The following is a 21,026-nucleotide window of genomic DNA, read 5'->3' on the forward strand; positions in this document are numbered from 1 at the left end:
GAATTGAGATATGAATAAACTAAGCTTTCGAACTCTGTGCGTATGCTCGAAATAGCTTATATTGAGATCGTCATGGCAGTCGCTTTCTTACCATCAGAAACCTAAGCGGCCTCTTCCTCAATCGCGAGCTCTTTCAACAGCGAATGGATTTCATCGCCACTCAGTCGGGAGGGGTCGAACCCGCTCGAGGAACCGATACCGGCGAAGCGCTCAGCGAGCATATCCGATCGTCCGATAAAGCCCATTGCCCAGTTCGGGAAAGACCGATGGCCTATTGGGTCTAGCGCAAGCAGCGAGACATCACCGTGTCACTCGTCCTGTTGGATACGCTCGAATGCGGCTTCTACTCTGTCCAGAGGCCCTTCCAGGACCTGGGCAAAGCACCCGGCATTAAACAGGAGCGCGCCGGTAATCTCGTTGCGCTCGTTGTTCACCCGGCTTTTGGCCAGGATCTCGTCGACATTCGAAGCAAATACCGCTTCGTCGTGGGCGATATGATTACGACTATAATAGACGAGCCGGTACATGCCACTAGCCATGCTTGAATTCCTTTTTCTCTAAATCGTTTTGCGCCAGAAAGGCAGGGATTTGAGCCGTTCCCATTGGCCGACCGGTGAGATATCCCTGGACGTGCGTGCATCGCTCGCCGCGAATACGCGCCAGCTGTTCAGCAGTCTCGACGCCTTCGGCTGTGATGGCCATGCCGAGGCTCGTGCCGAGACTTGCGATCGATCGAAGGATTGCCTCGCTATCAGCGTCGTCGCCGGCAACAAAGGAGCGATCAATCTTGATCTTGTTGAATGGGAACTTCTGTAGATAACTCAACGACGAATAGCCGGTCCCGAAATCATCCATCGAAATTTTAACACCTAGATCGCGCAGGGCCCTCAGCGTCTGAATAACGTTGTTAGTATCATCGAGCAGCGCACCCTCGGTGATTTCGATTTCCAGTCTTTGAGGTGGCAATCCCGAGTTCTTAAGCGCCGATGCGACTGTTTCCAGCAGCGTGTCGGCCTTGAACTGAAGCGGTGAGACGTTGACAGCAACGATCATCTCCCCTGGCCAGGACATAGCTTCGATACAGGCAGTACGCAGCACCCACTCGCCGATCTTCACGATCAAGCCATTCTCTTCAGCAAGTGAAACGAACGAAAGGGGCGGGATATTACCCTTGATCGGATGCTGCCAGCGCAAAAGTGCCTCGAAGCCGTCCACGCTATTGGTGGTGACGTTGAGAAACGGTTGGTAGTTCAGCTTAAACTGTTTGAGCGCCAACGCACGACGTAGATCAATCTCCATTTCGCGGCGACCGAGAAGCAGAGCATCCATGCCGCTCTCAAACATGCGGTAACGGCCACGCCCGGCCTTCTTGGCCTCGTACAGAGCAAGGTCACCATTGCGCAGTAGGTCACGCGGCTGGATCGCATTGGTCCCAAGTGCGACGCCGACGCTCGCGCCGATATTTATCGTGTGGCCGTTGATGACATATGTGCGGCCGACGAGGTCCACGAGGCGAGATGCGAGCGTCACGGCCGCCACCTCCTCATCGACGTTATGCTGCAGGACAACGAATTCGTCTCCGCCTAACCGAGCAACGATGTCACCCTTGCGACAAGCAGCCGTCAGGCGGTCGGCAACCTTCTTCAACAGGAGGTCGCCCACCGCATGTCCAAGCGTGTCGTTGACCATTTTGAAGCGATCGAGATCAAGGCAGTGAATGGCGACCGACGAGGCAGCCGGACCGTCGCTTAGAGCAAGAGAGAGTTGGGACAGAAGTGCGTTGCGCTTCTTAAGACCAGTCAGCTCGTCCAGGGTTTCTTGCATCTCGGCGGCTGGTGCCTCGCTTGAAGGTCGCAGATCGATAAGGAAGCGCCCTTCCCCGAGGGGAGCAAACGCTGCCTCGAACTTCTCGCCGTTCAATAAGGTCAGGATAGCGGATGGGGTGCCTGTAAGCCAAAACGTAGAGCCCGGAAACAGCGAGTGTACGTCACATCCAACAACTGCTCCGAATACAATTTGGCCTGCCAAATTTGAGTATATGACGATAGCATCGGCGTCGGCGACAAGGACGGGATGCGGCAAGTTTTCAAGAACTTGCTCGGCACTCGGCGTTCCAGGGGAATACTGTGCAGACCTGTTCGGTGAAAGTGTAGCAAGTGACATGACGGCCTACCAGTGCGAGTTGTCCGAAAGTAAGTGGAAGATATTACTCAACAATAGCTTCATTTCCGAAAATATGAGGGTTCCTGGCGACAAAGTTAGTGATTGCTGAACGAATATTAGATGTTGCTTAGGTAGATGAGGAGGCCGGGGTTGGCGCAATAAGCTTACTGGAGAAATGCCGAAGAGCGGCCGCTGACGTTACCCAAATTGTCTATTGTCGTGGAGGGTTAGGCAAGCAGGCTGTTGCGGGTATGTACTTACTGCCGTGACTTGCTCGGCACCCTGACAACTCTTGCTTGCTCAGACCGGCCGATCGCGCAGGTACGTCAGTAAATTGGTTCAATGGCTCGAGCTGCGGTTGTCAGACACGGTGACGGTGAGGGTGCCTACTCCAAGCAAGTTGCTTCACCAACCTGCCAATAGCTACGGTATCGATTGATACGTGGATCGTTCAGGAAACTTCCGCCGTAGGCTGGTACTGGCACAATCGACTGAGAGCTGTAACGCGATGGTGCTCTCGTTCGAAAACGCGACATCGAATTAGCACACGCCATTCATCGCGATCCGCGACTCGAACGGCTCGGACCTCAGCGGAAATTCGTTTGGGCTTGCGGTCTCGACGCGATTCCGACCAAGGGCTTTTGCTCGGTACAGAGCGCCATCGGCGCTCGCGAGCATCCCTGCGAGGTCATGGCAGTCCGGTGCCGCAAGACCAATACTGACGGTCGCCTCCGTCTTCAGGCCCTCTGCTCGCGCGGCTGCGATGGCGAACCGGCGTGCGATCACCGTGCCACGACTGAGAGCTTGATGATGGTCGCACCTTGGCAGGAGTGCGGCAAATTCCTCACCACCCAGCCGGACAAGAAGCGCGTCGGGTCCCGCTTCTTCGCGGGCGGTCTCTGCGAACAGCTTGAGAACCTGATCTCCGACTGGATGGCCGTGACGGTCGTTGATCGCCTTGAAGTGGTCGAGGTCGAAGGCAAGCAGGGAGACGGGGTGGCCTTGCCGCTCCCTGATGATCCGAGCTGCCTGCTCAAAAAAGGCGTGGCGGTTCGCGAGCCCGGTCAGCTGATCGGTTTGCGAAAGGCGGATCAGGTGCTGCTTCTCCTCCTCTCGAACGATCATCAGAAAGGACATCGGCATCGCTACCGAGTACAAGACGGCCTCGTACATCGTCGCCTTCCCGATAGTGGAAAGAATTGCCGGCCCGTACTGTTGAAGGAGAAGAGGGGCGATGAACGCGCGGCCGAGGTAGAACACGGCATGGACGGCCGAGATCGCTACTGCGATCGGACGTGAGCGCAGTCCCTGAACCGCGCGGCTGCGCAGAAGTATCCAAGATGTCAGGCCGCAGGTCAGCGCGATGGGGACAGACGAGACATGGTTCCAGAAGGCGGCCGGGAAGTGCGTGCCAGCGATCGCCCAGGCGAGAGCCAGGAGGCTTAGCGCTCCAGCAGACGACCAGACATATCGGTGACCGTCGAGGCCGGCGATGGCGTTGAGGACCAAAAGGTAGCCCAACATCATCAGGATGTTCGTCGCCCCCATGCCGAGCGCGACCGGGATTTGGCTGCGGTTCATTGCAAGTGCGCAGCCGAGAACGAACGCGAAGAGAGCCGCGGCCATAACACCGAGCACGCGTGCGCGACCTGGATGAGCCTGCCTTTCCCAAAGGAGAAGCGACGCTGACACCAGCAGCGTTCCGATTGTTAAGTACCAGAGAGTTTGTAAATCGATCTGCATTGCTCTGCCTGCCTTGAGTCAAAGCTTACAGGGAGGTGTTTGAAGGATTCTTTACGGAGCCTCCTATGCCGCCGACATGGTTGGCGTAACGTTAAGCGTGGCGTTACATGCCTGCACTAATGCATAGGGTTGATTCCCGCTGTCACACAACTTGCCAGCGGATCGAATGTGACGGTCGCATCTTCAGCCGCTGCCAGACCCGCACCAAGTGGAAGGTGATATGGTTTTCAGTACAGAAAACATCATCGGTTTGCATTCAACCGAGAGCGCCATTGAAGCTGCCCGGCATATAACCGGAATGTCGCCTCGTCATTCCCAACCGCCTGCACCAAGGGAGCCGAGCGAAGCATGATCTCGCTGGGCGGCGCGTTCGCTGCCGCTCGGCGCCCGTGTGGCAAGACCCAACTCTGTTGCACACCGCAGTAAAGTCTGTGTCGTGTTTCTGTGAACAGTGGCAGCCTAGTCAGTCTGGCGAGAACGAGCCAACGACGAAGTGGTAGCGCTCATCATACTTCCACGAACACCTGCCAATCGACCCACCTCACAATAGCTTACGTTATACGCGGTAGAATTCCCTCTGATGTTCTGCTCCGGCCGGAAGACCTGGCTCTGCTCGAAAGAGTATTTGCGCAGGCAGTGCCGATACACGACACGCATCCCGACGAGCTCGCGATGCTGCTTTTCCGCTTGTTCCAAGAAGGAACGCGAGACGAGAAGAAACTGCTGGCAGCTGCCGAAGCGTGGTTCGTGTAAGCCAACCTTGCGCCCTTTGACCCGATCGAGAGCGAGGAGGTAGCAGATGCCGTCTCGGTTACCTTCGCAAGCGGAAAGATCGAACAGTACGATCTGGTCGTCATTGCGGAGGGCGTAGGCTCATCGACCCGCGAACTGGTAATCCCTCGGCAGGCTGACACAGCGTTCCTCCACTAATGAGCTGATCAACTCCCTCAGGAATCTAAGTGATTTGATCTCTGATGACTGGTCGTAGGTTCTGGTCACATCAACGCGTATGATTTCATACTCAGTAGATCACCCCAAAAAGGCCGCGCCAAGAAAGTCTCGGCGGCTTTTGACTCACGAACATTCCGCTCTCGTTTCATCCAGCAGCAGATTCAACCCCGAAACGCTTCTAAGGATCCGACTGGAATCCCCCAGAGCTTCAGGCGCAAAGGTCATATTCCGAGAAGCGTCGATTCCCGCGGTCGACTGGGTTGAACCCGTCCATTCGTCTGAACGCGGCGATGAACGAAGATGCGTAGTGCAGCCAAGCAGGCCCCTGTTGGATCCAGCGTGTGATCCGATTCAGCGACCGCACGACCTGGGGTGTGTCATCAGAATTCTCCTTGATCAAGTAAGTTCGAACTTTTCGTTCGCGTCGGCTTTCCCCTGTACCCAGTAACCGCTGGCCTTGTGCCACTGCAGTGGATGACGCATTACGCTCAGAACGAACTCGCGCAGAGCGCGGCAAACGCCCGCTTCCGCTGCGATCCATATGAAGCCATCACCAGTCGGCATTTGGAACTTCTCGAGCGCTTTCATTAAGAGGCTTGGATCGTCGGCTTGAGAGAGGGGTCGGTGAACCCAGACCGCCTCGTGGTTTGTCTTTGTTGCGAAAACCTGCTCCTCTTCGGGGCCAGAGACCGAAACCATCGTAGTTACGTTCGTTCCTCTAGAAAGATCTCCTAGCCGGCGACCGATCGCCGGGAGAGCAGTTTCATCGCCGATCAGGAGCCACCAGTCGAAGTCCTCGGGAAGGACGACGGAGCCGCGCGGTCCCCCGATTTTCGCGGCGTCGCCTACGACTGCCTCTCGCGCCCAGTTAGTAACTGGTCCGGCTTCATGCATCGCAAAATCTACGGTGAGTTCGTTGCGTGAGACGTCGAAATGGCGCGGCGTGTAGTCCCTCCGCTCTACCCGGCCGGCCGAATCGAATGCGAAAACTTTGATGTGGTCGTCAGCAGAGAGGCTTTTGAAGCCTTCGAGTTCGGGGCCGGTGAGGACCAGCCGCAACATCTTCGGAGTTACATATTGGCGGCTGCGGACAGTAAGCGACCGCACTATCAGTTCATGGCGCACCCTGAAAATCTCGTGTCTCATTTCGTCCTCAGTCGCGTTATTAATACTCGGAATGCAAGCACCGTTGAAGCTCAGATACTATTTGTATCGGTACATCACGGAACGAATTTTTGAGTTGGCAAGACTGAGCATAAGGTCGGCCGCAACGAAAGCCTGGGTATCTCACTTTGGCTATCGATCCGTCATTACTCAAACAAGAAGACCGCCGCTTAGGTCCACAAGTGAATACAGAGCGTTTTATGCTCGTCAATAATAGGTAACAATTCGCCTGCCATCCAATTTATGAACCGTGACTGCCGTTTCGTATACCTCCGACAAGATTTCTGCACGTACAATTGCGTCTGGAGCCCCTTGCGCGAAGAGCTTTCCTTCTCGCATCACAACGATATGGTCCGAATAGCAGGACGCGAAGTTGATATCGTGCAATACGACAACAACTGCCTTACCGAACTCGCGTGCGGCCGAGCGTAACAGCTTCATCATTGAGACCGAATGTCTGATGTCGAGATTGTTGAGCGGTTCGTCGAACAGCATGTAGTCGGTATCCTGGCACAGCGCCATCGCCACGAAGGCTCGCTGTCGCTGGCCACCGGAAAGTTCGTCGAGGAACCGGTCCCTGAGATCCTGAAGTCCGAGGTAGGTTAGCGCTCGCTCGACATGGTCGCGGTCGTCGATCGTGGGGCGACCCCTGCTGTAGGGGTAGCGGCCGAATGTCACGAGATCGACGACGCTCAGCCTTGCGGCGAGATGATTGTCCTGGCGCAAGATGGAAATACGCTTTGCCAGCACTTCGCCCGATGTATGCGCAACATCCAGCCCGTCGATCAGGACGCAGCCGCTATCGATCGGCATCAGCCTGGCCATCATAGACATCAGCGTCGACTTGCCGGCACCGTTGGGGCCGATGATCGAGGTCACTCCGCCTTTCGGCAGTAACATTGTGACGCCATCGACGACCAGCATTTCGCCGTAGGACTTGCTGACGTTTCGGATGTCGATCATCGGACATGACCCTTTAGCAGAAACAGGATGAAGAACAGGCCGCCGGCAAATTCGACGATGATCGACAGCGCCGTGTCGAAGGCAAACACCCGTTCGAGAATCGTCTGGCCGCCGACTAGGCAGATGACCGCGATCAGCACTGCGGCCGGCAACGTATATCGGTGTTTTGCAGCCGGCATCACCAGATAGGCGAGGTTGGCGACGAGCAGGCCGAAAAAGGTGACGGGGCCGACAAGTGCCGTGGATATTGAAATCAGCATCGCCACCAGAACGAGGATGATGGTGGTGACCGCCTTGTGGTCGACGCCCAGCGAAATCGCTGTATCGCGTCCCAGCAGCATCACGTCCATGACGTGGAAGATGCGCCAGATCGCAAACGTGATAAGGGCGACAAGAACAGCCGAGATGCCGACCAGGGTTGAATCAGTCAGATTGAAGCTCGCAAACAGCCGGTCCTGCAGGACCACGAAATCATCCGGACTGATGATCCGTTGCAGGAAGCCGGACAGGCTGCGGAAAAGCCCGCCGATCACGATCCCGGCGAGGACAACGAGGTGGATATTGTGCCGGCCAGACCCGAACAGGAGGCGGTAGAGCAGTAGCGAAAAGCCCACCATGACGACCAGTTCGACAACGAACATCAGTCTTGGTTCGAAGCCGGTCACAGCCGTTGCGCCGAGCGCGAAGACAAGCGCCGTCTGCAGCAGGACATAGAGGGCATCGAAACCCATGATCGACGGCGTCAGGATCCGGTTGCCGGTTATGGTCTGGAACAGGACGGTCGAAACAGCGATCGCATAGGCGACGATCAGCAGGCCGGCGAGCCGCGTTCCACGGAAGGAGAAGACGAATGACCAGCTTCCCCTGGCGCCGATCGTCATGAAAGCGACGATCGAAACCAAAGCGAGCAACGCCAGTACTGCCATGGCGGCGAGCGCCTTGCTGTTTTTCTTCTCAGGCGACACGGCGGCGCTTCCCCATGAGCAGATAGAGGAAGAACAGGCTGCCGATCACCCCCAGCACGGTGCCGACGGGGATCTCGAAAGGCGCATTGACGGTGCGGCCGATGATATCGCAGACGAGCACCAGGAATGCGCCACAGAGGCCGATCCATGGAAGGCTGCGTCTGAGATTGTCTCCCATCGCCATGCTGACCAGATTAGGCACGATCAGGCCGATGAAAGGGATGACACCGACAGTGACGACGACGCTTGCCGTCACCATCGAGACGATGACGAGACCCACCGAAAGCACCTTCCCGTAGTTGAGGCCGAGATTGGTCGAAAACTCCTCGCCCATCCCGGCAACGGTGAAACGGTCGGCCGCGACATAGGCGGCAACGGTCAGGGCGAAGGCGATCCACAGGATTTCATAGCGCCCTCGCAGAACGGTGGAGAAATCGCCGCTGGCCCAGGCACCCATCGATTGCAAAAGGTCGAAACGGTAAGCGAAGAAAGTGGTGACGGCACCGATCATTCCACCCAGCATGATACCGACAAGCGGCACCATCAGCACCGAGCGGAACGGCATCGCCTTCAGGATCGCCAGAAACAGCGAGGTGCCAGCCAACGCGAAGACGGCGGCGACAAGCATCTTGGCGATGATCGGCATGTCCGGGGCCAGGACCAGGACCGTCAGCATGCCGAGGCCAGCCGACTCCACCGTTCCGGTCGTAGACGGTTCGACGAAGCGGTTGCGGGCGAGCATCTGCAGGATCGTGCCGGTTATCGCCATGCCGCAGCCGGCGAGAAGAAGTGCCGCAGTGCGGGGAATGCGGCTTGCCAGAAAAACTAGCACCTGCTGCTCGTCCGCCGAACCGGTAACGATTTCCAGCGGCGAGACAGCGCTGACGCCGACGAACAGGCTCAACGTCGCGAGGCAGAAAGTGATAAGCAGGGCAGATACAAAAAGCTTCACGCGGCGCATTCCAGACATCGAAACCGCGCGGCGGCGCGGTTTCTTTTAAATCTTGCCGAACTCATGATTAGATTTTGTCGAGCGCTGCCGTCAGCTGATCGACCGTAGCCTGCATCGCGGTAATTCCGCCACCGACGAGATACCAGGATGTCGAATTCAGATAGACCACATGACCAGTCTTCCAAGCTGTCGTCTGGGCCACGACTTCATTGTCGAGGAATTTCGCAGCCGCCCCTTCGCGTCCGATGGCGGCATCGCGGTCGATCACGAACAGCCAGTCCGGGTTCTTCTCCAGGATGTATTCAAACGAACTGGGCTTGCCATGGGTACCCTTCGTTATCCCGGCCTCTTCCGATGCGGGGAAGCCGTAGTCGGTAAACAGCATGCCGAAGCGCGAACCGGGACCGTAGCTGCTCATCTTGCCTCCGGTGGTCAGCACCAGAAGCGACTTGCCGGCCTTGGCTGATTTTTCCTTAAGCGAGGCGGTGGAGGAAGCTAGCTTGGCAAGCAGGGCATCTCCCTGCTCCTGCTTGCCGGTAATGCGGGCAAGTGTGCGGACATTCTCCTGAGCTTGAGCAAGAAAATTCTCCGGATCGACAGTCAGGTCGATCGTCGGGGCGATCTTCGCAAGTTCGGCATATTTGGAGCGTGAACGACCGGCGACGACGATCAGGTCAGGCTGTGCGGCAGCCACGGCTTCGTAATCCGGCTCGAACAGCGTGCCGATGGTCGCAACCTTGTCGCCGGCATATTTCGAAAGGTAGTCCGGCTTGTTGCCCTTCGGCACACCGGCAACCTCGACGCCGAGTGCGGTCAGCGTATCGAGTGCCGCGATATCATAGGTAAGGATCTTGGCCGGCCGTTCACGCAGAGTTGTTTCCCCGCTGGCATGCTTGACTGAAATGTCGGCAGCGGAAGCCGAAAAAGCCAGCATCGTCAGAGAAATAGCGCCTGCCAGAACCGCGTTTGCGCGGCTGGTGAGAGTGAGGATGGCCATGTGTCGTCCTTTCGTCGCGGAGCGGAAGAACCGGATCCGTGCGAGCAGTCCCGATTATAAGTTGAGAGTATTGGTATAGTTATGTAGAGACATCCGGGCGGTCAATATGCAACATTTATAATGGTTCTAATTTGCCTGGCGGGCAAAATGGCGGGCAAAATGGCGGGCACAACAGCGGGCAAAATGAATGGCTCGTTCCAGTAATATCGGGCGACAGGGGAGACACGATGGGGGCAGAGCAAACGACTGAAAAGCTGCCACGCGATCGGCCAGGGGCCATCAACCAGATGAAGCTTCTGGTCACCCTGGATGCGTTGCTTCGCGAAGGAAGCGTCAGTCGCGCTGCAGATTGCCTCGGCCTGCAGGTTTCCGCCGTCAGCCGCATTCTGGGAGAGCTTCGCAGTCACTATGGCGACCTCATTCTTGTCCGCACGGGCAGAGGAATGCGGCCGACACCGTTCGCAGAATCGCTGCGCCTTAGAGTCCGGGCACTGGGTGCGGAAGCCGAGGCGCTGCTTGCTCCTGCGGGATCCTTGTCAGGCCTTCGCGCCAGGAGCCTGGACACCGATCAATCGTCGCGCAGCGGAATGCCGGATGGATCGTCGACCGTCACGCCTCCTGTGTCTCCGGTGCTGGTCCGGGAACCGACGGCTGCGATCGGCGCGGATCAGGGTTGGCTCGGAAAGGGTGCAATGGTACCTGCGCCGCTCGCGGTGACGCCTGCGGACCGGTTGGACGGAGCACCGACGCCGATCGGCATTGCAAGGCGTATCGCAGCAATCGGCGACAATGCCGATCCCCATCGCCGGCTTGCACGCTACATCGCTACCACCGCCCCAGGCCCTGGACGCAGCCGGCCGCTGACCCATTCTGAAGCCCGCGATGCATTGAGCATCATTCTGCAGGGGCAGGCAGATCCGTTGCAGGTTGGCGCATTGCTGATGACCATCCAGTACCGTGGGCCAAGTGCCAGCGAGCTCGCCGGTTTTGCCGACGCGATGCGTCAAGCAGTCGTTGGCTTGCGTGCACGGTCGACGCAGCCCGACCTGGATTGGCCAGCCTACGTCTCGCCCCGGCTGCAAACTTCGCCGTGGTTCATCCATGCGGCCCGGCTTGTCGCCATGGCCGGCAACCGGGTTCTTTTGCATGGCCATTTCGGATCCGGTGCCGACAGCGGAAAGCTGGAAACGGCAGCGCAGGATGCCGGTATCGCCGTCTGCCTTTCGGCAGCGGAGGTAGATGCGGCGCTGAAGGCGAGCAACATCGCATATGTACCGCTCGGCGCTCTCGTGCCGCAGGTGCGGAGCCTGCTCGGCCTCTATCCACTGTTCGAAATGCGCAATCCCCTCAACGCCGCGGCCAACATGATCAATCCTTTTTCGGCAGCGGCTTCCATCGTCGGAGCCTCTCAGGCTTCACGGCGCGATCTCTACCGAGATGTAGCGCAGGCGCAGGAAACCAGGAATATCGCGGTGATCGGATCGACGCGCGACATCGCGGAATTCACGCCCGACAAGGCCGCCAAGATATACCGCCTGGTGAATGGCGAGAGCCTCGATACGATCGTTCCCGCTTTCAAGACGGGCCGCGCGGGCACGACCTGCATTCTTACCCAGCGGGAATACTGGCGTGCCGTCTGGACCGGTGCCGCACGCGATCCGAAGGCCGAATCGATCATCATCCACACTGCGGCCGTCGCCTTCCTGTCGCTTTCGGCAAACCGGGAGATGCGCTTCGACACATGCCTTGAACATGCAACCGAGCTTTGGGCAACGCGAAAGCGCAACAATTGAACGATGCCCTGCGGTGCGGTTTGAAGGAGGATCGCGCCCTGTCACGTCTTTTGGGCCAGCGGGAATTGCGTCCTGCTCAATTTAGAACGGGTTTAAAACATCGCGATTGATTTGTATCGCACCGCAAAACAAAAGATGACTTCTTTTGTCATGTATCGCGGGGGCGTACACATTGCTTGATATCCGAAATGCCGATCGTCTTTCCTCTTCCGAAGTTCGAGCCAACCGATATCTGTCGGCAACCGCGCTCGGTCTGCTGTGCCTGCTCGGCGCAACCAATGCCAGCGCCCAGCAGCGGTCGACTGGCGAGCAGGACGAAACTACGCTCGAGCCGATCGTGCTGACTGCAGACGAGCAGTTGAAGCAGGCCCCCGGGGTATCGACCATTCCCTCAGACGATATAGTTAAATACCCGCCGGCCAACGACATCTCGGAAATCATTCGCAAGATGCCGGGTGCTAACCTGACGGGTACCACGGCGTCGGGCCAGCGCGGCAACCAGAGGCAGATCGAACTGCGTGGAATGGGACCGGAAAATACGCTGATCCTGATCGACGGAAAGCCGGTCCTTTCTCGCAACGCGGTGCGCATGGGCCGTGCTGGCGAGCGCGATTCCCGCGGCGACACCAACTGGGTGCCGCCGGAAGCCATCGAGCGTATCGAAGTGATCCGCGGTCCCGCCGCAGCACGATACGGCTCCGGTGCGGCTGGCGGCGTCGTCAACATCATCACCAAGAAGCCCGACGCGTTTTCCGGCTCTGTCTCGACCTATCTGAGCATTCCGCAGCATTCGGCCGAAGGAGGCACCCGCCGCGGCAGCTTCATCATCGGCGGGCCGCTTACGGATATTATGTCGTTCCAGCTCCTCGGCAACGTCGCCAAGACGGATGCAGACGATTCCGACATTAACGCGGGCGCCACCGTCGATCCGACTGCGGTAGCAGCGGCGGGACGCGAGGGTGTTACCAACAAGGATATTCGCGGCATCCTGACGATAGAGCCGAGCGCCGATCATGCCTTCGACCTCGAAGCCGCATTCAGCCGGCAGGGCAACATCTTTACCGGTGACCGCCAGCTTTCGGGAACCAACGAGGTCCTCGATTCGATGATCGGCAAGGAAACCAACGTGCTGAAGCGCGGCACCCTTTCCGCGACGCATCGGGGCACTTATGATTTCGGGGATTCCAACAGCTACATTCAGTGGGAGCGAACCTATAACAAGCGCCTGCTGGAAGGGCTGGCCGGGAGTTCCGAAGGTGCGATCAACACTGCCGAGTTCGGCACCAGCCGTCTCGACAACCTGACCGCCAAGTCGGAGTGGAACGTTCCGCTGGAAATCGGCCCGCCGCAGACGCTGACACTCGGTGCCGAATTCCGCGGCGAGTGGATGGACGATCCGGTCTCAACCCGGCAGGCGGTCAACACCGGCGTGACGATCCCGGGCACACCAAGCGAAGGCCGCGATCCGAAAAGCAATGCATGGATCGTTGGTCTCTACGGTGAGGACAATATCGAGGTAACGGACAAGCTTGTCCTAACGCCGGGCCTGCGCTTCGATCATCACAGCGAGTTCGGTGCGAACTGGAGCCCCAGCCTCAACGCATCCTACGACCTCACCGAAACCGTGTCTCTGAAGGCCGGCATCGCCCGGGCGTTCAAGGCGCCGAACCTGTTCCAGCTCAACCCCAACTACGTCTATTTCTCGATGGGCAACGGATGCCCGGTGGATTTTCCGAACCTCGGCAGCGGTTGCTATGTCGTAGGCAATCCGGACCTTGAGCCGGAAATCGCCATCAACAAGGAAATTGGCGTCAACTACACCGATGATGCCGGCTGGAACGCTGGCCTTACCTACTTCCACAATGACTACAAAAACCGTATCGCTGCAGGCGTCGTGCCGCAGGGCGTGTCGAATTCGGCGCAGTATTTCCAATGGTACAACGTTCCGGAGGCGGTCGTTTCGGGTCTTGAAGGCAACCTTGCGGTGCCGCTCAACGATGTGCTGACTTGGTCGACCAACGCCACCTACATGATCGAGTCTAAGGACAAGAGAAACGGCCAGGCGCTGTCGTTGGTCCCGGAATACACGATCAACACTTGGCTCGAATGGCAGGCTCGAGAAGATCTTTCGCTGACGCTTGGAGCCACTCATTATGGAAAGACGGAGTCACCGAGTCTGACTGCGACCACGGGAGGCACAGTCGACAACCAGCTCGACCGCGATCCCTACACGCTCGTCAACGTCTCGATGAACTACGACATCAACGAAACGTTCAGGTTCGGAGCCGGTGTCAACAACGTCTTTGACAAGCGGGTGTTTCGTGAGGGAAGTGGCAACTCGGCGGGCGCAAATACCTATAACGAACCCGGGCGGACGTTCTTTATGTCGCTTTCGGCCCGCTTCTAGCGTCCTTCACGCGGCAAGTGTCATAAACTGGAACCGCCCGATGAAGGCGGCTTCTCTCCATCGGAAACATCCATGACCGGCGTCACCAACGGCTACTTTACCGAGATCTCATACCCGGACAAATTCCAGCTGGAACTGTCACCGGTCTGGCTCTCGGCCACGCTTGTCGCGCTCGGCATTCGGGCACCGTCGGTCACGCGTACAAGCTACTGCGAACTCGGCTGCGGGGGTGGCTATAATCTCTGCCGGCTGGCGGCCGCCAATCCCTCCATGCAGTTCGTCGGTATAGATATCAACCTCGATCACATCGCAACTGGACGAGGCTTGGCATCCGAAGCCGAGTTGGAAAATATCACGTTCCATCACTACGATCTGGCAAACCTCGGGACCGATTTCTTAAAGTTCGACTTCATCGTCGCCCATGGCATCTATTCATGGGTGGAGCAGCCGATTAGGGATGCAATCCTGGGTTTTGCCGAAAACCACCTAGCAAGAGATGGAGTAGTCTATCTGCATTATATGAGCCAACCCGGTGCAGCGACCTTCGATACGTTTCGCAATATCGTTCAACTGACCGTAAACCAGAACAACAAGGAGCTACCGGATGCGATTGGAGACGGGGTCGCACTTCTTGAGAGCCTGCGTAGGGCCGGCGCTGGCTTCTTTGTTGCAAATCCGACCGCAAGCCAGATGCTGACACGCCTTTCGAGTGACGATCCCGCCTACATCGCCCACGAGTATCTGAACGTTGCTTTCGAAGCGCAGCATGTAGCAGCCGTGATTCAAGCTGCGTCGCGCCGCGGCCTTACGTTCGTCGGCAGCGCAACTCCGATCGAGAATATCGACAGTCTTTCCCTGCCGGGCAATGTCCTGGGCATCCTGGCGGGTATCAAGGAGCCGTGCCTGCACGAAACAGTCAAGGATATCGCACGTAACCAGTCGCTGCGGCGGGACCTCTATATGCGCGAGTTTGACCCGCTCGATCCGGTTGCCCATCTAACAGCTCTGCAGGCCCTGACATTCCGTGCGATGCCGGGTGCGCCCGTCAGAGGGCCAGTAACGCTGGAAACTCGGATCGGTCCCGTGGAAATGCCGGCAACGGTTGTCAGCCCGATTCTGCAGCGGCTAACGCATGGACCTGCGAAATTCGAAGATATCGAAGCGGTCCTACCAGGCGTGCCGACTGGCCTGATCAACCAAGCCATGCATATCTTGATGGGGGCGAGCATCATTCATCCCCTGTTGCCTATGGTCCCCGCCGATCACGGCCCGTCAGACCGACTAAACAGGGCTCTCGAAATGCGAGGTGCGGCTGGTCTCCAAGTGGCTGCTGTTTCCGATCCCGCAACGGGCTCGGGCTTGCCGATCAGATGAGCCAATCGGCTATTTCCCTGCACTGCGGATTACGAAAAAGGCAATGTCAGGGGGGTGTCCTGGCAGATCACAGGCTTGTTCGCAACGGATGGACTGATGCCCACACAGATGAGCGTGCAGCAGCGTTTCCGTCATTGCTGAATTGGTGGCAGGTGGGCTGGGTGCCGCTCCTGCCCATCCGAATGACCGCGCACAATGTCCGCAATGGCTTATACGCACGGTTCCCTCATCTCCTCCAGCGACAACAGCAGGCTCTACATTGGTTCGCGCGCCGTCGTAGATGATGTGAAAGTCAGGGCCATGAGCAAGCCGATCCGACGAGTTGTAGACGATATGAATTAACTGGGATGACGTTTATCCCAGTTCGTAGTCAAACAGGGTGCGGTCGGCGACGAAAGGTATGGCAAAAACATAGGTTTTCGTTTTTGACGGTCGTTGAATCAGAGACATGTAACGCCTGTTTCCAGGCGTTACAGGCTTTTGCTGCTCGTCGCTGCCCTACTTCATGCCGTCGAGTTTCTGGACACGAATGATGGTGTCGCGATTAAGTTTGTCCCGCTCTGGATAAGGCGTCTGCTTCACCGGAAATGCGTAACCGTCGTGGAAGCGCATGAACGTTCCCTTCCCACCCTGCGGCCACTCCGGAAGGTTGCCGCCGTTAGGATTGCCCGATTTGACGAAGTTTGCGAGATAGGAGGACATGGTGTCTCCCATGCGGTAGTCGGCACTTGTCCACGAGCGCTGGCCCGGCTTGTCGCGCATCGAATTCATGAAATACCACAAATCAGAAGAATGGAATGAACCGTAGAATTCAGAGTTCCGACCGGGCGGGGCGTGATTGAAATAGAACGTATAAATGTTGAAGTTCTTGTTTCGGGACTTGGCGATCTCGGCGGAGAGAATGTAGCCCTGTAGATTGTAGTCAGCCCGCGCGCGAAGCGATTTCCGGTAAGCATCCCGCGGATCCGAGGGGCGATAAACATCCTTCCAGGCGTCATCATAGCCGATCTTCCCCATTGCCTCGGCCAGTTCCGTATCGGTGAACGTCTTGTCAGGGCCGCCCGTCAACGAGGTATATTCGTCCGATGTGCCTCCCAGCATGATGTCGATTCCATCAAGTGCTCCAGGCTTCAAAAGATCGACTGACTGGTCGGTGAACACATAGCCGTCGAGTGCGTGTTGAGCCGGCAGGTTTGTGGCTTTGTGGAGTGCTTCATAGAGCTGGGTTTTGCCATCTGGTGCGGTCTTTGCAATAAAGTCATCGGTCGGGATTGCGCGTAGATCGGCAAGACTTGTCGCCTTTCCGAAAACCTGTTCCAATCCCTTTCGATTGGCCTCCTCCCGCTCGGCCAGTTTTTGCATCGGAGACGAGAACAACCCCGTCTGTCCGCTTTCGATCACAGCCCGATGGAAGAGGCCTTTTGCAAGAGGAGAGCGCAGCAGCATCGTCGAGTTTCGCGCACCTGCCGACTGTCCGCCGATTGTTACGTTCTTCGGGTCACCGCCAAAGCCGGCAATATTGTCGCGGACCCATTCGAGCGCTTTGATCTGGTCGAGAATGGCATAGTTGCCTGAAACCTTGTGCGGGCTTTCGGCCGACAGTTCCGGCAGGGCGAGGAAACCCGGAGCGCCGACACGGTACTGGATCGCAACGACGATGATGCCTTTCTGCGCAAGCTTCGAGGCATAGAATTCCATCTCAGACGCATAACCGTGATGGTTTGCGCCCCCATGGATCCATACATACACCGGTAGCTTCTGTCCCTTGGACTTTGCCGGCGTCCAGACATTCAAGTTAAGCCCGTTCTCGCTGGCCTTGGGCAGAAACTCCGGATCGAAGTAAAACTCGTCTCCCCAGAAAGCTCCGGTCGGGTTACCATGGATATCCTGCAGTGCCTGGTCTCCCCAGGTATCTGCCTTCTTGACGCCTTCCCATTTCGCGACCGGCTGCGGCGGCCTGAAGCGGTTTTCGCCGCTGGTGGGTGCTGCAAAGGGGATGCCCTTGAACACCTCGACTGAGGGGATGTCCGTCTCGACGCCGCTGACCCTTCCGCCCTCGACGTTTACGGTTCCGATGGCGCTCGCCGCAAATCCCTGATGGGCGGAAAGCGCAAAGGCGCTGGCCATCGCTGCTAAGCCGAAGATGCGTACAAAGCTTTTTTTCCCTGATCCGAACATGAATCCTCCTCCTGATTTCTAGTTAGGCTGGGCACCGATCGGCCTTGCCACCGGCGCTAGATCGGCGGCCTACTTCGGGTTTGAAGTGAACAGGTCGCAATGACGGGCCTTGCGATAGTCGATATCGGAAATGATTTTCGTAATGCCGGCTGACTGGAAGACGATCCGCTTCGGGGCGTCAGACGAAAAGGCCGGCCAGTCCACAGGTCCTTTTACGCCCTCTGGAGACGCAAGGCTGATCCAGAACCCTCGCATCATCTGGGCCAGTTTCTTCTGATCGACCGTAAGCCCATTGGGCACCGTGTCCTCTCCCCAGACATAGGGAAGCTCTGCACTGTGAGGCACGCCAAGGTCGAACGACGACGGAACGTTGGCATACGACCGCACCGGCGCAGTCTCGTCGGCAAATTCGTAGGCATGGACCATCGTCCACTTCGAAAGTGTCTCGATCGCCAAGCTTGTTGGGCAAATGTACTTCTGTTCTGCATCCAGGTTGCCAAGCGCCAGACCGGGTGCCTGTTTTGCATCGTCCGCATAGATGGAAAATGCTGCATCCGCTTTCGCACCCAGTCTGGAGCGAACGTCGTTCTCCCACTGGGCCTGATCCACGGGCTGGTCGACCAGATCGTTTGCCTCGTAGATAAAGACGCGAGTTTCGTCGCGGGTGTTGCCGACGATCATCGGGACGCGATTGAAGTCGCCGCTTCTGAAAGCGTCCATTGCTTGCCTGGGTTGTGCAGATCCGCCAAACACCGTTGCAATCGTCATCTTCGACTTTGTCTGGGCGTCGAGGATTTCAGCCGGCGATTTCGAGCGGAGGCAGGCAAGTCGGTCGGTGTCGTCCTTGCAGCCGATTGCGTCTACGAACTTTTCGCCGGACTTAGCTGCCTCAGCATTTGAAACGCTGGGGCAGTCGCGGCCACTCTCGATCACTGCCGCCTGGAATAACCCTTTAGCCTCAGGGGAGGCGACAGCGAAGCAGACGCCGCGGGCACCTGCCGACTGTCCGGCGATCGTCACCCTTTCCGGATTGCCGCCGAAAGCTGCTATGTTCTTCTTGACCCAGCGAAGCGCTTCCAGCTTGTCGAGATCGCCGAAGTTGCCGCTGCTCTGACCGTCTTTGGACTCCTTGTTGAGTTCCGGCAACGCGAGAAAACCGAGGGCGCCGAGCCGGTAGTTGATGGTCACCACGATATTGCCCGCCTCGGCCAGTTCTCGCGGATCCCAGTCGGTCTTGGCACCGTTCACCGAACCTCCGCCATGAAAACCGACGAATACCGGAAGATTGGCACCGCCCGATGCAGGCGCGTAGACGTTGAGCGTCAGGCAATCTTCCGTCCAACTCGCAGCCTTGTCCGGTCGCCAGTAAATTGCCTTTTGAACGCATTCGTTTCCGGCGCTGTTTGCCTGGAAGGGCGTATCCAATGCCTTCGCGGGTTCAGGCGCCGCCCAGCGGAGCTTGCCGACTGGAGCTGCGGCATAGGGTATGCCTTGAAAAAGGGTAAGGCCCGACACCCTTGTCCCGGTAATTTGACCCGCAGGGGCTGACACTGTCTGCGCGTTGGCTGAACCAGCCAAACCCAAAACTGCCACACACCCTATCGTCGAGAAGGTCCGCTCTATGGTCGATGGGGCTTTCACTGCTGCCTGCATACTATTTCTCCTCAATCTGTCCCGCTGTAAGTCGGCCGCCGGACAACACCTCCAGTGTTGACCGGCGGAGCTGAAATCATAGGGCGCCGGCGGCCTGCAGTACCTTGCGGTCGAGATCGACCGCGACGCGCGGTTTTGTGTCGAACACCATGGTTGCTGGACGATCTGTCGTGTAGGCAGACCATTCAGGCAGGCCTTCCGCACTTGGCTTGCCCGTTCGCGCAAAGTTCACCCAGGCTTCGCTCATCTTTTTGGAGAGTGCGATGGCATCGCTCCCACCACCGGTCGATGTCTTTACGAGGCCGGCATTTGCAAAGACGTAGGGCAGCTCGGCGCAATGCCAGGCCATGGCGATGCCGTCCAGAACCGGAGACTCATAGGCGAACATGTAGGAATAGACCGGTGCGCCGGCCTGCTTGGCCTTGAGGTCCAGGTCGCGGATTGCGCCCGGGCGGAAATACAGGTCGAGGAAATAAGCGTCCGCCAGCTTCTTCTCGGGGTAGGCCGCAACAAACGCCTTGCCGACGGCATCGGCCTTGTCGCCGAAACGTTCTTTCAGTTTTGCGCCGGCTTTTAAATCGTCCCAAGTGTTTTTATTGTCGGCAAGAAGGACGCCGGGCTTGTTGCGAATGACGGTTTCAAACTCGTTCAGCGTATTTCCGACCATCATGGGAATGTCCTTGGCCTGGTCGACCCAACTCGAACCAACTGGATTTTCCGGAATGTAGATGCCGTCCTGGACCGGTGCGTAACGGGCGTCTCTTGCACCTTGGACGCTGGCATCCTTGATTGCCTTGTCGGCTGCGGCGAGCAGTTTCGGGTATTCGATCTCAGCGAGATTCCCGACCTCCTCAGGCTTCAGGCCGAGATTGGCAAGCGTCAACTCCGCGACTTTGCGTGCCGATGCTTGATCAGTTACGGAATCCACCCGCGATCCACTCTGGACGATCGCCTTCTGAAAAAGCCCTTTTGCCGCTGGCGTGCCCATCAGCGCACGCACCTTGTAGCCGCCGCCCGACTGACCGAAAATCGTCACATTGCCCGGATCGCCGCCAAATGTTTCAACGTTCTGGCTGACCCATTTCAACGCTGCGACGAGATCGGTGACGCTGGCATTGCCGGAATTCCTGTATTTGTCGCCGTACGCGGACAAATCCAGGAAACCCAGGGCATTAAGGCGGTGATTAAGCGTCACAACGACGACGTCGCCCTGCTTGCTGAGGTTATGTCCATCATAGGATGTGAGCTCGATACCGGAACCGTTGGTAAAGCCGCCGCCATGGATCCAAACCATCACCGGGCGTTTCTTTGCGTCTTTGATGCCCGGCGTCCAGATGTTGAGAAACTGGCAATTCTCGCTCATTGGCATGTAGCGGTGCGGATTGAAGAGCTCGTCGCCTGCGACCGCTGTCATCTGCGGGATGAAGCAATTCTCGCCATAGGTGACTGCAGGACGAACCCCCTGCCATGGCTTTACGTCTTCCGCCGGCATGAATCGGTCGGCACGTGCATAAGGCACGCCAAGATAGCTGTAAATGGACTCGTCCAGGCCGCCTATCAAGCTGCCCTTGTTCGTCTCAACAAGCGTCTTGTCCTTCGACGCTACATAGGCATCGTCAGCCCTGGTCGTCGTTGCTGTTCCGGCGATCAACGCTGACGCGCAAAACGCCATGGCCGACGGGCGCGTCAACGCCCTGATTGCAGAGATCATTTTCATGTCATC

At 57.8% G+C, this 21,026-nt stretch carries 14 protein-coding genes; 3 read left to right on the plus strand and 11 right to left on the minus strand.

Annotated elements, in window-relative coordinates; all coding sequences use genetic code 11:
- Positions 1-308: 308 nt before the first annotated feature.
- The 8 genes from ACQY1L_RS17605 to ACQY1L_RS17640 form a co-directional block, all read right to left on the minus strand.
- Positions 309-539 carry a BLUF domain-containing protein gene (locus ACQY1L_RS17605; protein WP_430245151.1) on the minus strand — a complete coding sequence of 77 codons (231 nt, stop codon included), beginning with the start codon at positions 537-539 and terminating at the stop codon, positions 309-311.
- A complete protein-coding gene (locus ACQY1L_RS17610) occupies positions 532-2,163 on the minus strand; it encodes an EAL domain-containing protein (protein ID WP_430245153.1) in 1,632 nt (543 codons plus the stop codon). The genes ACQY1L_RS17605 and ACQY1L_RS17610 overlap by 8 nt, the downstream gene beginning before the upstream one ends.
- 540 nt (positions 2,164-2,703) lie before the next feature.
- Positions 2,704-3,906, minus strand: a complete 1,203-nt coding sequence (locus tag ACQY1L_RS17615) for a GGDEF domain-containing protein (protein WP_430245155.1) — start codon at positions 3,904-3,906, stop codon at positions 2,704-2,706.
- 1,347 nt (positions 3,907-5,253) lie between these two features.
- Positions 5,254-6,003 (minus strand): siderophore-interacting protein, encoded by a 750-nt coding sequence (locus ACQY1L_RS17620; protein WP_430245158.1) that lies wholly within the window; start codon positions 6,001-6,003, stop codon positions 5,254-5,256.
- A gap of 225 nt (positions 6,004-6,228) precedes the next feature.
- Positions 6,229-6,984 carry an ABC transporter ATP-binding protein gene (locus tag ACQY1L_RS17625; RefSeq protein ID WP_156587309.1) on the minus strand — a complete coding sequence of 252 codons (756 nt, stop codon included), beginning with the start codon at positions 6,982-6,984 and terminating at the stop codon, positions 6,229-6,231.
- Positions 6,981-7,949, minus strand: a complete 969-nt coding sequence (locus ACQY1L_RS17630; protein WP_430245161.1) for an iron chelate uptake ABC transporter family permease subunit — start codon at positions 7,947-7,949, stop codon at positions 6,981-6,983. The genes ACQY1L_RS17625 and ACQY1L_RS17630 overlap by 4 nt, the downstream gene beginning before the upstream one ends.
- Complete coding sequence (locus ACQY1L_RS17635; RefSeq protein WP_430245163.1) at positions 7,939-8,901, minus strand: ABC transporter permease; 963 nt, start codon at positions 8,899-8,901, stop codon at positions 7,939-7,941. The genes ACQY1L_RS17630 and ACQY1L_RS17635 overlap by 11 nt, the downstream gene beginning before the upstream one ends.
- 67 nt (positions 8,902-8,968) lie before the next feature.
- Entirely contained in the window at positions 8,969-9,898 is a 930-nt protein-coding gene (locus ACQY1L_RS17640) for a siderophore ABC transporter substrate-binding protein (RefSeq protein WP_430262088.1), read from the minus strand.
- A 227-nt stretch (positions 9,899-10,125) separates the two neighbouring features.
- On the opposite strand from ACQY1L_RS17640, the gene ACQY1L_RS17645 reads away from it, so the two are divergent.
- The 3 genes from ACQY1L_RS17645 to ACQY1L_RS17655 all read left to right on the plus strand — a co-directional run bounded on the left by ACQY1L_RS17645 (position 10,126) and on the right by ACQY1L_RS17655 (position 15,472).
- The gene (locus ACQY1L_RS17645) at positions 10,126-11,691 is read left to right on the plus strand and encodes a glycosyl transferase family protein (protein ID WP_430245167.1); all 1,566 of its coding nucleotides are present in this window, start codon (positions 10,126-10,128) and stop codon (positions 11,689-11,691) included.
- 172 nt (positions 11,692-11,863) lie between these two features.
- On the plus strand, positions 11,864-14,098 hold the full coding sequence (locus tag ACQY1L_RS17650) for a FepA family TonB-dependent siderophore receptor (protein ID WP_430245169.1): 2,235 nt from the start codon (positions 11,864-11,866) through the stop codon (positions 14,096-14,098).
- Positions 14,099-14,170: 72 nt separating this feature from the next.
- Positions 14,171-15,472 (plus strand): class I SAM-dependent methyltransferase, encoded by a 1,302-nt coding sequence (locus ACQY1L_RS17655; RefSeq protein ID WP_430245171.1) that lies wholly within the window; start codon positions 14,171-14,173, stop codon positions 15,470-15,472.
- A 498-nt stretch (positions 15,473-15,970) separates the two neighbouring features.
- On the opposite strand, the gene ACQY1L_RS17660 is transcribed toward ACQY1L_RS17655, so the two are convergent.
- From ACQY1L_RS17660 to ACQY1L_RS17670, 3 genes are all read right to left on the minus strand, one after another.
- On the minus strand, positions 15,971-17,650 hold the full coding sequence (locus ACQY1L_RS17660) for a carboxylesterase/lipase family protein (protein ID WP_430245174.1): 1,680 nt from the start codon (positions 17,648-17,650) through the stop codon (positions 15,971-15,973).
- Between the two features lie 69 nt (positions 17,651-17,719).
- A complete protein-coding gene (locus tag ACQY1L_RS17665) occupies positions 17,720-19,303 on the minus strand; it encodes a carboxylesterase/lipase family protein (protein ID WP_430262090.1) in 1,584 nt (527 codons plus the stop codon).
- 76 nt (positions 19,304-19,379) lie between these two features.
- On the minus strand, positions 19,380-21,020 hold the full coding sequence (locus tag ACQY1L_RS17670) for a carboxylesterase/lipase family protein (RefSeq protein WP_430245179.1): 1,641 nt from the start codon (positions 21,018-21,020) through the stop codon (positions 19,380-19,382).
- Between the last annotated feature and the right edge of the window lie 6 nt (positions 21,021-21,026).

The sequence above is a fragment of the Neorhizobium sp. DAR64862/K0K3 genome, from assembly GCF_050500185.1.
In the GTDB taxonomy this organism is placed as follows: Bacteria; Pseudomonadota; Alphaproteobacteria; order Rhizobiales; family Rhizobiaceae; genus Neorhizobium; species Neorhizobium soli.